The organism is Agathobaculum sp. TL06 (assembly GCF_054658635.1).
This window is the reverse complement of sequence record NZ_BAAGGY010000007.1, coordinates 1-12,084: the sequence shown is the minus strand read 5'-3', so window position 1 is coordinate 12,084 and position 12,084 is coordinate 1. Positions and strand designations below refer to the sequence as shown.

Annotated in this window: 9 protein-coding genes; 5 read left to right on the top strand and 4 right to left on the bottom strand. The window is 59.2% G+C overall.

Annotated elements, in window-relative coordinates; translation table 11 throughout:
• Nucleotides 1-2 precede the first annotated feature (2 nt).
• The gene (locus tag ACYQ3S_RS05375) at nucleotides 3-656 is read right to left on the bottom strand and encodes a hypothetical protein (RefSeq protein WP_459687675.1); all 654 of its coding nucleotides are present in this window, start codon (nucleotides 654-656) and stop codon (nucleotides 3-5) included.
• 316 nt (nucleotides 657-972) lie between these two features.
• Between ACYQ3S_RS05375 and ACYQ3S_RS05370 the strand changes: the two genes are divergently transcribed.
• A complete protein-coding gene (locus ACYQ3S_RS05370; RefSeq protein ID WP_459687674.1) occupies nucleotides 973-1,605 on the top strand; it encodes a hypothetical protein in 633 nt (210 codons plus the stop codon).
• A gap of 42 nt (nucleotides 1,606-1,647) precedes the next feature.
• On the opposite strand, the gene ACYQ3S_RS05365 is transcribed toward ACYQ3S_RS05370, so the two are convergent.
• From ACYQ3S_RS05365 to serC, 3 genes are all read right to left on the bottom strand, one after another.
• Nucleotides 1,648-4,941, bottom strand: coding sequence for an S-layer homology domain-containing protein (locus tag ACYQ3S_RS05365; protein WP_459687673.1), 3,294 nt, complete (start codon nucleotides 4,939-4,941; stop codon nucleotides 1,648-1,650).
• 497 nt (nucleotides 4,942-5,438) lie between these two features.
• Nucleotides 5,439-6,590: a 3-phosphoglycerate dehydrogenase family protein gene (locus tag ACYQ3S_RS05360; RefSeq protein ID WP_459687672.1), complete on the bottom strand. Its 1,152-nt coding sequence runs from the start codon at nucleotides 6,588-6,590 to the stop codon at nucleotides 5,439-5,441.
• Nucleotides 6,591-6,647: 57 nt separating this feature from the next.
• The gene (gene serC, locus ACYQ3S_RS05355; protein ID WP_459687671.1) at nucleotides 6,648-7,739 is read right to left on the bottom strand and encodes a 3-phosphoserine/phosphohydroxythreonine transaminase; all 1,092 of its coding nucleotides are present in this window, start codon (nucleotides 7,737-7,739) and stop codon (nucleotides 6,648-6,650) included.
• 244 nt (nucleotides 7,740-7,983) lie between these two features.
• On the opposite strand from serC, the gene ACYQ3S_RS05350 reads away from it, so the two are divergent.
• Genes ACYQ3S_RS05350 through ACYQ3S_RS05335 form a run of 4 tightly spaced genes read left to right on the top strand, consistent with a single transcriptional unit; the run spans nucleotide 7,984 to nucleotide 11,762 of the window.
• Nucleotides 7,984-9,453 carry an aminotransferase class I/II-fold pyridoxal phosphate-dependent enzyme gene (locus ACYQ3S_RS05350; protein ID WP_459687670.1) on the top strand — a complete coding sequence of 490 codons (1,470 nt, stop codon included), beginning with the start codon at nucleotides 7,984-7,986 and terminating at the stop codon, nucleotides 9,451-9,453.
• The gene (locus ACYQ3S_RS05345; RefSeq protein WP_107631313.1) at nucleotides 9,450-9,773 is read left to right on the top strand and encodes a cyclic-di-AMP receptor; all 324 of its coding nucleotides are present in this window, start codon (nucleotides 9,450-9,452) and stop codon (nucleotides 9,771-9,773) included. Before ACYQ3S_RS05350 ends, ACYQ3S_RS05345 begins: the two co-directional genes overlap by 4 nt.
• Nucleotides 9,770-10,648, top strand: coding sequence for a hypothetical protein (locus tag ACYQ3S_RS05340; protein ID WP_459687669.1), 879 nt, complete (start codon nucleotides 9,770-9,772; stop codon nucleotides 10,646-10,648). Before ACYQ3S_RS05345 ends, ACYQ3S_RS05340 begins: the two co-directional genes overlap by 4 nt.
• 19 nt (nucleotides 10,649-10,667) lie before the next feature.
• Nucleotides 10,668-11,762 carry a PSP1 domain-containing protein gene (locus ACYQ3S_RS05335; protein ID WP_459687668.1) on the top strand — a complete coding sequence of 365 codons (1,095 nt, stop codon included), beginning with the start codon at nucleotides 10,668-10,670 and terminating at the stop codon, nucleotides 11,760-11,762.
• Nucleotides 11,763-12,084: the final 322 nt, after the last annotated feature.

Below are 12,084 nucleotides of genomic sequence, written 5' to 3'. Positions count from 1 at the left end.
ATTTATTTGACAGCCCAATAATAATAGGTCCCGTTTTGTATGTTGCTCCGTACATAGTTTGCGAATTGCTGCTCTTCCTCTATGTAAACGCGGAAACCGCCCGTTTCAATGGTCAGCACCGACCGGCCATCCGATGCTTTAACCGGCTTTCCCGTCAGCGCCAGCCCGCCGTACCAGTGTGTCTGACTGCCGTTCCAATGCGAGGAATACCCGCCATACATCACCATTACGGCCTTTGGCGTAAATCCAATGTTTATCAAACGGCTGGCGGTGCCATCACCGGTGTAGGTACCGAAATAAAGCTCCGCTTTTTGGGTAAGCTGCGTGGTGTGCGTCTGCAGGGTGCTTTCCGCGGTCTGCAGGCGGCTGTCAACGCCGGTCAGCGCGGTTTGGGTCGCTTTCGCGTCCAGCTCGGCGGCAAGCTCGTCTGAGAGCATCTCGCGGTCGATCGTGTCCCCGAACGTATCCACCACGATGCCCTCCACCCGTGCTTCCAGCCGTGAGGCGTCGTCGCAGATTCCGTTCACCGCCTGCCGCAGCTCCTCCGGACTGCTGTCGAAGCGCGCTTTTAACTCGTTCGGCGCGAGTGTAGGCTGGTCGGGCAGGTCTGTGATTTTGTGCTGAAACGCTGTGATTTTATGATCGCTGAATGACATGAAAAACCTCCTTCTGTTTGGGGCGGCCGGAAATACCCTCGCGCGCGTTCCTCTGACCACGCGGGCGCGCGCGTGAGGGGTTCCCTGCCCGCCGTTTGCACCGACACGGGAAAGTAAGCGTCTATCAGAATAGCAGAAACGGGAAAAAGCGCAAGGGCAAGTATTTGCCCTTGCGCTTTCCGTTTTTTCGGCTATTATAACGGTTGCTTACTTTCCCCGCACATGAAAAACCAGACGGGGCGGCTCCGCCCCACGCGCGCCCGTGCGCGCTGTCCAAGGAACGCGCGCGGACGGCACCGACAAAAAGGAGGAAACCATGTCTTTTTCTGACCACAAAATCACGCAATTCACACACAAAATCACAGACCTGCCCGACCAGCCCACGCTCGCGCCGAACGAGCTGAAAGCACGGTTCGACAGCAGTCCAGAGGAACTGCGGCAGGCAGTCAACGGAATCTGCGACGACGCTTCGCGGCTGGAGGCGCGTGTAGAGGGCATCGTGGTGGACACGTTCGGGGACACGATCGACCGAGAGATGCTCTCGGACGAGCTTGCCGCCGAGCTGGACGCGAAAGCGACCCAGGCCGCGCTCTCTGATGAAGCGGGAGCGCGTACCCAATCGGATAATGTCCTTGCCGACCGTTTAACGGCTAACGAAACGCTGACCGCACAGAAATGTGAAATTTACTGCGGCAGTTATGCCGGCAATTGGTCGGGCAACAGTAATGACCCGAGTACGCAGACCATCACACTGGGATTTCAGGCGAAAGCGGTCGTGATTTCCTCAAGCAACGCAAACAGTGTTTCCGGTTACGGCGCAACACTGGCACATATCGCGCTGGAGGATGCGGCCTCGCCATATGTTTCGATCACAAGTACCGGTTTTCAGGTAAGCAGCTACATGAATTTTTCGGCCAATGGTCCATTCCGGTATGTTGCGTTAAAATAAGGGAAAACCCCCTCTTTCGAGGGGGTTTTCTTTTATATTCTCTTACGGTGCCGCTTTCACCAATTCAACCTTAGTTACGGTAACTTTTACCGCACCCTTCAGGTTTGCCGTGATATTGCCGAGAGAGATGCTCTGTTCCGCATCGGAAGAGAGCGCCGTGGACTCTACAACACCAGTAGTCTGCGAAGAAGTGCCGTTTTCAACAGCAAATGTTACCTTAATCTTGCCGTTCTCATACTCCTTGCCGCTACCAAAAAGATCGGTGGTGGTAACCTTAAAGGTCGCCTCCTTAGCAGTCGAAGTCAGAGAAGTTGCACTGCTATCGAAATCTACAGAAGCATTCGACAGGCCTTCCGCCAGAGTTGCGGTAACTGCGCCAGTTGCCTTGACCTCAGTAACATCAACCGTATCGATCTCCACAGTCACACGGTCGGATTTGTCGTTCAGCTTTACGCCAGTGTTGACGATGTCGACAGAGCCGTCAAGACCATCAGCCTCATTCTTCGTCCCAAGGATCGTGCCATTCGAGGACTTGATTGTCCAAGTGTAAGAACCCTTGACAACAAAGTCGGAACGGGTCACATTCAGCATGATCTCGTTGTCCGCAATAACAGAAGCCTTGACTTCTTTGATTGCGTCGCTGCCATCCGGATTGGTCACCTTGTAGGTAAAGTTGCCCTCTGTAGAGGTGCTGCTACCGCCACCCTGCGTGTTGTCGGTGTCGGTCGTCGTATGCTTCTTGCCGTCGAACGCGCCGACGGTATCAACAACCAGAACCTTCAGGTCAACATCGTCAGTGCCGTCTTCATCAACCTGGAACATCACGTTGGAGGAGTAAGCGGTCTGATTGTTGCTGTCAATGTACTTTTCAGCCTTGGCCATCGAAGACGTGCCGTAGACGAAGTCCACGCCGATCTGGTCATCCTCGTCCGCAGCGGAGTCAACGAACAGGACAGCGGTGTCCGCGGTTACGTTGAACTTCTTGTTGTCCACGCTGATATACTTCTTGTCGTCGCTCTCGTTGCCGCCGTAGTAAACGGTGCCATCATTATCGAAAGATGCCGCATCCTTAACCGCAGTCTGATTGGAGGTATCAACATCCGCAATCTTGGCAACCTCGCTTACGTCGCTGATAACGTTGTCGGAGTTGATCGCAGAGTAGCCGATCAGCGTACCCTTGGCGCGGGCAGTCGCGTTCTCTTCGATAACGTCAACATACTCGTTGTCAGTCGTCCAGATCGTGTAGGAAGCATTGCCGTCCTTGTTCTGGCCGTTGTTGGTGACAATGTAAGCGTAGTTGTCGAAAGACTCGCCGCTGATGGTCATGTCATTAGTTGCTACAGACAGCATCATAACACGATCCAGGCCATTCTTATCCTTGGTGAAGAACGCGCCAACAGTGGTAAGATCACCTGCGTTCGACTTAATGGCGTTATACTGCTTGCCGGTCAGCATCTTGGAGCGACCCTTGCTGTCATACAGGATAACCGCCGCGGAATCATCTACCTTGATAGTCTTTTCGGGAGAACCGTACTTAACCTGACCATTTGCAGAATCCGGTGTGCCGGTACCCATATAAGCATAGCCGTTGAATTTGGTCTTGTTGGTAGTGCCGTCATACGGCGTAAGTTCTTCGAACTTCATCGAAGTATCAGCGCCGGAAACCTTGTAAGCCGTGCCAACAGTCAAATTTGCTTTGGTGTTGTCAGAGATAGTAACCAGCTTGGAGGTACCATCGAAGTAACGGATGCGGACCTGATCGCCGTTGATCGTGCCGTTGCTGACTACGACCGCAACGTTAGTCGGGTAGCCGCCCTTGCCGTCGTCGGACTTGATCTTAACGATTACGCCGTTGACAACATAAGCCTTGACGGAGTCGCCGTTGGAAACATCCGAAGCGTTGTCGTCGGAAATGTTGTACCAGGTGCCGTCCAGCTTATACTGCTTGTAGTCGCCGCTGATCTTGTCATTCTTGTCGCGGGAGCCGTCCAGCGTGGTGCTGATGATATCAGCCTTGACAACATCCTTGCAGTCCTCGTACAGGTTCGCGGAAACAACCGCCCAGTCGTCCTGCTCGATGTCCTCGTCGATGTTTTCGTCCTCGAACTTGTAGGTCTTGGAACCAGCGGTGATCTTATCGGAAGAAACGTAAGTCACTTCGCCGACCAGCTTCTCGAATACGATAGCGGTATCGATCTTGCCGTTGCCGTTGGCATCGACGAACGTTACTTCGTCGGTGGACAGGTTGCCGTTGGACTCATCTTCGTTAAGCGCAGCGCCCTTGTCGAAATAGTCAAGGGACTGAGCCTTTTCCGCCTGTGCGCCGTCTACGCTGATAAAGGTCGTGGCGATCTTGGTGCCGTCGATCGAGTAGGACTTGCCGCCGAACTTGATCTTAGCGCCATCCTTTTCAACGCCGTTCATCAGGGTGGTGTAAACCGTGTTGTCCGAGATGGGATAAACGCCCAGAACGTCGTTGGTCTTTTCGTCCTTGAACATGACCTTGACCTTCTGGCCCAGCAGGGAGGTGTAGTCCTCGGAAACCTTGGTAAAGGTCACATCGTCATAGCGGGCGATCTTGTGATAGTTGTCGGAATCGTAGCTTTCGTCCAGCTTGATGATCAGAGAGTCACGATCGATGGAGGTCAGGGTACCGACGTCCGAAGACAGGCCCATGTAAGCCTTACCAACGGTTTCCTTGGCGCCGCCGTTGAGGATGTCGTCAAAGGACTCGGAATCGTTGGACCACTTCACGCGGTTGGTGTCCAGCGTGTTGTAGATCATCTGCGCGGCGTACTGACGCGGCAGGCCGGACTCCAGACCGGAGTTGACATCGTCCAGGATGCCGGCGGAGCCAGCGTAACGCAGGGTGTTGGTCGCCCAGTTGGAGCCGGTCAGACCAGCCTTGTCAGCGTCGTAGCCAGCCAGAACAAGCAGCATCTTGGCCGCTTCTACGCCGGTAACGGTCGCGTCCGGACGGAAGGTGTTGTCGCCGTAGCCGGCGATGATGCCCTGAGACTCGCAGAACTTGATGTAGCCCTTGGCCCAGTGAGTGCTGATGTCGGTCATCTTCGAGGAGTTGTTCTCGTAAGCCGAATCATCAATGGTGTTGTTGCGGACAACGAAGATCATCTTCGCCATTTCCGCACGGGTAACGGTTGCGTCCGGCTTGAAAGAGCCATCGGGGTTGCCCTCGATAACGCCCAGCGCCGTCAGCATGTTCACGGCGTCGGTGGCCTGGATGTCGGCCTCATCCGTGAACGCCGCACCGGCAAACATGGTGAACGCGCATGCGAACGCCAGCACCAGTGCGAGAACCTTTTTGAGATTCTTCATGGGGTTTTTTCCTCCTTTAAAATTTTCAGGCGATTGCTCGCCCTTATTACGTTGACAATCATACCATGCAAGAACAAACGCGTCAAGAAGATTGCGTGAAGTGTAACAAACGGGTAATATTACGCGTCCGTGACTGTCACAAAATACGAAAATTACGGGATTATATATAATAAGGTAAGCGCGCTGCATGGATATGCGCGTTTCGCGCGCTGTGTTGCGCCGCCCGCGCGAACATCTGTACCGGGGGGTGTGGCGTCTTTTTCCATAAAAATCATACAGAGGATAGAATAACCAGAAATTCCGGTTTGTCAAGGGAAAGTGTTCCCCCTCTCCCCGCCGCGCGCGTACCATTTGGCGGGCGCGGAAAAAGGCGGGTTTTGTCGTCCGGCGGCAGCAGGAAGCCCCCAAACCGGCTGGTTTGGGGGCTGATTTCCGCTGTTTTGACCGGAATAACGGCTTTAGAGCCGGTGAACGTGCGGTCATTTTTGATTTTTCGTTCAGATGGTGCGCACCGAGATCATCCCGTCGATCGCGCGGAGGGCTTCAAGGTTGGCCTCGGTGGGCTGCTCGGCCGCGTCCACAATGGTGTAGGCGAAGTCGCCTCTGGAGCGGTTGCCCATGTTCTCAATGTTGCACTTGACTGCCGCGGTGATCGATGCGATCATGTTGGGGATGTTGCGGTGGATCATGCAGATGCGGTAGCCGCCCTCATACGGCACCTTGAGGTTGGGGAAGTTGACCGAATTGCGGATGGTGCCGGTTTCGAGGTAGTCGCGGATTTCCTTGACCGCCATTTTCGCGCAGTTGTCCTCGCTCTCCGGCGTGGAAGCGCCGAGGTGGGGCAGCGTGACCGCGTTTTCCTGCGCGAGAATCGCGTCCGAGGCGAAGTCGGACACATACGCCGCGACCTTGCCGCTTTCGAGCGCGGCGGCCATGGCCTGTTCGTCCACCAGCTCGCCGCGGGCGAGGTTGACCACGCGCACGCCGTCCTTCATCTTGGCGATCGCCTCCGCGCCGATGATGCCGCGGGTGTCCGCGAGCAGCGGGACGTGTACGGTGATATAATCGCAGTTGGCGAGGATCTGGTCCAGCTCGGTCACATGCTTGACCGAACGGGACAGCGCGAGCGCGCCGTCAACCGAGAGGAACGGGTCGTAGCCCCAGACCTCCATATCCAGGCCGACCGCGGCGTTGGCCACCTTGACGCCGATCGCGCCCAGGCCGATCACGCCGAGGCGCTTGCCCGCGATTTCGGGGCCGGCATAGGTCGCCTTGCCCTTTTCCGCGGCGGGGCCGATGTCCGGCGTGCCGGCAAGGCCCTTGACCCAGTTCGCGCCCTGCACCACCTTGCGGGAGGCCAGCAGCAGCGCGCAGATGACCAGCTCCTTGACCGCGTTGGCGTTCGCGCCCGGGGTGTTGAACACCACGATGCCCTCTTCGGCGCAGCGGTCGAGGGGGATGTTGTTCACGCCCGCGCCCGCGCGCGCGATGCACTTGAGGCTTTTGGGGAACTGCACGTCGTGCAGCTTGGCCGAGCGGACGAGGACCGCGTCGTAGTCCTCGAAATCCTCCGAGCAGGCATAGCCCGCCGGATCGAGCTGATCGAGGCCGATTTTGGAAATTTTATTATACAGCTTTACGTTGAACACAGGAATCAATCCCCTTTACTCTTTGGAATGGACGGGCGCGGCGGGCGCGCCCGCAGATCAGGCGTTTTCCGCCGCGAATTTCTTCATAAAGTCGATCAGGTACTCCACGCCCTCGACCGGCATCGCGTTGTAGATGGAGGCGCGCATGCCGCCGACCGAGCGGTGGCCCTTGAGGTTGCTCATGCCCGCCGCCGCGGACTCCTTGGCGAATTTCGCGTCCAGCTCGTCGTTTCCGGTGCGGAAGGTGACGTTCATGTGGCTGCGGGACGCCTTTTCCGCGACCGCCTTGTAGAAGTCCTGGCCGTCGAGGTAGTCGTACAGCATGCCGCTGCGCTTGGCCGCCAGCTCCTGCATCGCCTTGACGCCGCCCATCTGCTCGACCCACTCGAGCACCAGGCCCAGCACATAGATGCCGTATGTGGGGGGCGTGTTGTACATGGATTCCTTATCCGCCATGGTCTTCCAGTCCAGCATGACCGGATACTTCTCCAGCGGGTAATGGCCCAGCAGGTCCTCGCGCACGATGACCACGGTCACGCCCGCGGGACCCATGTTCTTCTGCGCGCCCGCGTAGATCACGCCGTATTTGGAAACGTCCACCGGCTTGGAAAGGATGTTGGACGACATATCGGCCACGAGCGGCACGCCCGCCGGGGTTTCGGGGTCGTACTGGTACTCGGTGCCGTAAATGGTGTTGTTGGCGCAGATGTAGAAGTAATCCGCGTCCGGACGGATGTCCAGCTCGCCCTGCGCCGGCACGCGGTCGAAGTTGCCCCCCTTGGAGGAGAATGCGACATGGATGTCACCGAATTTGACCGCTTCCTTATAAGCGTTATTGGCGAAGTTGCCCGTGACGGCGTAATCCGCCTTGCCGGTGCGCATCAGGTTCATCGGGATGGCCGCGAACTGGGTCGTCGCGCCGCCCTGCAGGAACAGCACCCGATAGTTCTGCGGGATGGAGAGCACGCGGCGCAGCGCGGCCTCGGTTTCCTTGATGATCGCGTCATATACTTTAGAGCGGTGACTCATCTCCATGACGGACATGCCGGAACCCTTGTAGTTCAGCATTTCGGAGGCACAGCGCTCAAGCACGGGTACCGGAAGCATGGACGGGCCTGCGGAGAAATTGTAGATACGATTGTCAGCCATAGTGAATAGTTACCTGCCTTTCAAATTTCAACATGCTGTTCCAAAAAAGAACGCAGTATTCATTATAATATAAGGGAAAGATATTTACTACGGGAATATAGCCCAAAAATCCATCTGAAAAAGACGAATGTCTGCACATTATGGACAGAGCGCGGACGGAAGGATTTGCCAAGCGCCCCGCGCGCATGCTATAATAACAAAATACCAGAAATGCAGGCATGCCGGAGAAAGGGGGCCGCGGCCCATGTTCCATCACAAAAAAACAGCCCGGGCGCCGCAGCTCACCCACCGCCAGATCAACCGGCTGATGCCGTTCACGGGCGCGCCGCTGTTCCACGCGCTCCAGCTGCTTGCGACCGGCGATTCCGCGCGCTTCCATATGCCGGGGCATAAGGGCGAGCCGCTGTTCAACAGCTATGCGGAGATATTCGCCATCGATTTCACCGAAACCTACGGCACGGGCAACCTGTACCTGGGCGACGGGCCGATCCGCGACGCCGAGGTCGCCGCGGCGCGCTATTTCGGCGCGGACGACTGCTTTTTCCTGACCGGCGGCTCGACCCAGGGCATTCTCGCCATGCTCGCGGCCGCCGTAGGGGCGGGCGGCAGCGTGCTGCTGGACCGCGAATGCCACAAGTCGGTCTGCCACGCCTGCGCGCTGCTGGATATCACGCCGCATTTTATCTCCGCGCCGCTCATCGAGCCGTTCGCGGTGTCGGGCGCGCTGCCCGTGGACGCGGCCGAGCGGGCGCTGCTCGACCATCCGGAGATCCGCGCCGTGCTGCTCACCTCGCCCACCTATTACGGCGTGTGCCGCGCGATACCGGCGTTCGCGGACCTGTGCCGCGCATACGGCAGGCTTCTGCTGGTCGACGGGGCGCACGGCGCGCATTTTCCGGCGCTCGGCCTGCCCGCGCCGGTCGCGGAGGGCGCGGACATGGCGGTGCTCTCCATGCACAAAACGCTGCCCTGTCTGGGGCAGGGGGCGGTCCTTTTAGCCGGCGCGGGCGCGGATAAGCGCGCGCTGCGCGAAAATACCGCGCTGTTCGGCACCTCCAGCCCGTCCTACCCGATCATGGCGTCCATCGACTTGGCGCGCGCCTACACCGAAGGCCCGGGCCGCGCCGCCTACCGCCGCGCGGCGGAAACCTGCGGCGACCTGCGGGATTATATCGCGCGCCGCACCCGCTTCACCCCGCTGGCCGAGAGCGACTTCCCCGCGCTCGACCCCTGCCGCCTGACGGTCTGCACCGCGGGTACGGATATCACCGGCCGCCGTCTGGCCGACATGCTTTGGAGCGAATACGGCGTGGCCTGCGAGATGGCGGACGACCGCAACGCCGTGTTCATCCTGACCGGCGCGGATACCGGCGCCTCGGTTTACCGCCTGCGCCGCGGCCTGCGCCGCCTGTCCGGCCGGCGGCGGGAGGAGCCGCTTCCCGCGGCGGCCGCGCCCTTCCCGCCCGCCGCGCGCGTCATGCCGGTGCGGCAGGCGTGGTTCTCGCACACCGGCCGCGTCGCGCCCGCCGCAGCCGAGGGGCTGGTCTGCGCGCGGCCGGTCACGCCCTATCCGCCCGGCGTGCCGCTGCTGTGGCCGGGGGAGAAAATTACACGGGCGCACATTGAACTTATTCGGGAAAGATGGTACAATGAAATAGAAGAAATCACCGTGGTTATCTCGCAGCAGAGCGGAAAAGGGGGACACCTTTTATGAAAATGGTACTTGCGATCATCAATTACGATGATGCACAGGACGTAATCAACAGCCTGATGAAAGCGGGCTTTTCCATCACCAAGCTGGCGACGACCGGCGGCTTCCTCAAGGCCGGCAACGTCACCATCCTGATCGGACTGGAGGAATCCAGGCTGGACGCCTGCTTCGACATCATCCGCGAGCATTCCTCCTCGCGCAAGCAGATCATCCCGACCACCGCCGAGCTGGGCATGGGCTTTTTCCCGTCCACGCCCGTACAGGTCGAGGTCGGCGGCGCGACCGTGTTCGTGCTGCATGTCGAGCGGTTTGAAAAGCTTTGATCTCGTTTGACAGCCTGCCGGGCAACGCGGCGCTCAAAAGCAGCCTGCAGAACGCGCTGTCCGGCCGCTTCCCGCAGACCGTCCTGCTTTCCGGCGACGATCCCGACGGGCTGAAGACGCTTTCCGGCGTCCTGGCCGCCGCGATCCTGTGCGAGAGCGGCGGGCCGCGGCCCTGCGGGACCTGCCTGTCCTGCCGCAAGGCGGAGCAGGGCGTGCATCCCGACCTGACGATGATCGACGCGGGCGACGAGGAGCTGAAGGTCGATCTCGCGCGCCGCATCAAGGCGGAAAACGCGATCGTCCCCAATGACGGGGCGCGGCGCGTGACCGTGATCTGCCACGCGCAGAACCTCAACCCCATGGCGCAGAACGCGCTGCTCAAGGAGCTGGAGGAGCCGCCGGGCTATGCGTTTTTCATCCTGGCCGCCGAACAGCCGGACGCTCTGCTGCAGACCGTGCGCTCCCGCTGCACGAAATTCGCGCTCGCGCCGGCCGGCGCCGCGGTCTCGGATGAGGAGGCGGCCGCGCTGCTCGCGCCGTACCTGGCCGCTGTGGCCGCGCAGCGCGAGGAGCGGATGATGCTGGCCGCGCTGGCGCTCGAAAAAACGCCGCGCCGGACGCTGATGGGCGTGCTGGGCATTCTGCAGACCGCGCTGCGCGATGCTGTGTTTTTCGCCAAAGCCCTGCCGCAGCCGCCGCTGCAGCCCGCGCTGGAAACCGAAGCGCGCGCCCTGGCGCGGACGGTACCCGCCGGCCGTCTGCTGGCGGTCTATGACTGGATCGGGGAGCTGATCGGTCGGGTCGGCCGCAACGCCGCGGCGGCGGCAGTGACCTGTGCGCTGACAAGCGATGTATACCGCATCTGCTTTCTATAATATAGGAGGATATCAGCTTTTGACTACAATTATCGGAGTCCGTTTCAAGCCGAACGGAAAGATGTATTATTTTGACCCGCAGGACATCCCTGTGGAGACAGGGACGGGCGTGATCGTGGAGACTGCGCGCGGCCTGGAGTACGGCGAGTGCGTGCAGGCGAACACCGACGTGCCTGACCAGACGGTTGTGCAGCCGCTCAAGCGCATGCTGCGCGTGGCGACCGACGCGGACCGCAAAACGCTCGAGCGGAACAAAAAGCGCGCGGACGAGGCGTTTATCATCTGCAAGCGCAAAATCGAGGAACGCGGGCTGGACATGAACCTGGTCACGGTCGAGTGTACCTTTGATATGAACAAGATGCTGTTTTATTTTACGGCGGATGGCCGCGTGGACTTCCGCGAGCTGGTCAAGGATCTGGCCAGCGTATTCCGCACCCGCATCGAGCTGCGGCAGATCGGCGTGCGCGATGAGGCGAAGATGATCGGCGGCCTGGGTACCTGCGGCCGCGAGCTGTGCTGCTCCTCTTATTTGGAGGACTTCCATCCGGTTTCGATCAATATGGCCAAGGATCAAAACCTGTCGCTCAACCCTGCCAAAATATCCGGCACCTGCGGGCGGCTGATGTGCTGTCTCAAATATGAGCACGAGGCCTATGCCGAGCTGCAAAAGGTCACGCCCAAGCAGGGCAGCGTGGTGGATACGCCGGAAGGGCGGGGAAAGGTCATTTCCACGCAAATGCTGCGCGGCACCTGCAAGGTGCAGCTGGACGACAGTCCGGAGCATTCCCTGACCGAGTTCCAGTGCGCGGATTGCTGCGTGGTCAAGGGCGCCTGCCGCAACCGGCAGAACGCCGCCGCGCTGGCCGAGGAGCGCCGCAGGCGGGAGGAAGCCGAATCCGCCCGTCCGCCGCGCGCAGAGCGGCCCGCGCAGCCGGACAAGTCCGAACGCGCCCCCTCAGCGGCAGAGCCTGCCGCGCCGGAAAGCGCTCCGGCTGCCGAAGGCGCAGCCGGCGACGCCCCCAAGCGCCGCCGCAGACGCGGCGGACGCCGCCGCAGAAAATCCTCCGGCGGGGAAGCGCAGGCGCGCCACGAAGAGAAGCCTGCAGAAGAATAAAATACGCCCCTCTTATGAAAGAGGGGCGTATTTTTATAATTATTCTTTTATATGAATAAATACTCAAATTTGAACTGTTAAGACATGGAAAAATAATCCAGAAATTTCAAAATCAGAAATAAAAATAATTGTTGCAATTATGGCCGATTCGTGCTATAATGCGGCATCAAAAAACAGCAAAAAATTATTTTTGATGCCATCAGAAAAAGGTTCTCGCACTGGTGCTGGCGTTCGCATGCGCGTTCACCATGTTTGCCGGTGCGGCGTTCACGGACGAGGCGGACATTAAGGCCACCGACGCTGTGAACATGCTGACGGCGCT

Coding starts and splice junctions, on each gene's coding strand:
- ACYQ3S_RS05375 (WP_459687675.1), bottom strand. CDS start 656: ATGTCATTCAGCGATCATAAAATCACAGCGTTTCAGCACAAAATCACA.
- ACYQ3S_RS05370 (WP_459687674.1), top strand. CDS start 973: ATGTCTTTTTCTGACCACAAAATCACGCAATTCACACACAAAATCACA.
- ACYQ3S_RS05365 (WP_459687673.1), bottom strand. CDS start 4,941: ATGAAGAATCTCAAAAAGGTTCTCGCACTGGTGCTGGCGTTCGCATGC.
- serC (WP_459687671.1), bottom strand. CDS start 7,739: ATGGCTGACAATCGTATCTACAATTTCTCCGCAGGCCCGTCCATGCTT.
- ACYQ3S_RS05350 (WP_459687670.1), top strand. CDS start 7,984: ATGTTCCATCACAAAAAAACAGCCCGGGCGCCGCAGCTCACCCACCGC.
- ACYQ3S_RS05345 (WP_107631313.1), top strand. CDS start 9,450: ATGAAAATGGTACTTGCGATCATCAATTACGATGATGCACAGGACGTA.